Here is a 262-nt window from a genome sequence, read left to right as displayed (position 1 = left end):
TAATGAATAAAAGTGATAAATAAGAAAAGAAATAATGGGCATTAAAAATGCAAAAAGCCCGCATAAGCGGGCTTTTCTAAATTTGGCTCCTCCAACTGGACTCGAACCAGTGACATACGGATTAACAGTCCGCCGTTCTACCGACTGAACTATGGAGGAACATCATTAAGTGGCGTGTATCATATAGTGGTAAAATTGAGATGTCAAAGGCCAATCGTAGATATTTGTTTAAATGGATAGATAAACAGCAAGTTGCATCAAT

Annotated in this window: 1 tRNA gene; it reads right to left on the bottom strand. The window is 37.4% G+C overall.

The annotated features are described in order from the left end of the window. Positions 1–83 precede the first annotated feature (83 nt). A tRNA-Asn gene (locus tag HMPREF2886_RS02270) sits at positions 84–159 on the bottom strand. Between the last annotated feature and the right edge of the window lie 103 nt (positions 160–262).

Source organism: Pseudomonas sp. HMSC066A08 (assembly GCF_001813025.1).
Taxonomy (GTDB): domain Bacteria; phylum Pseudomonadota; class Gammaproteobacteria; order Pseudomonadales; family Pseudomonadaceae; genus Pseudomonas; species Pseudomonas aeruginosa.
This window is presented reverse-complemented; position numbering and strand designations above follow the sequence as displayed.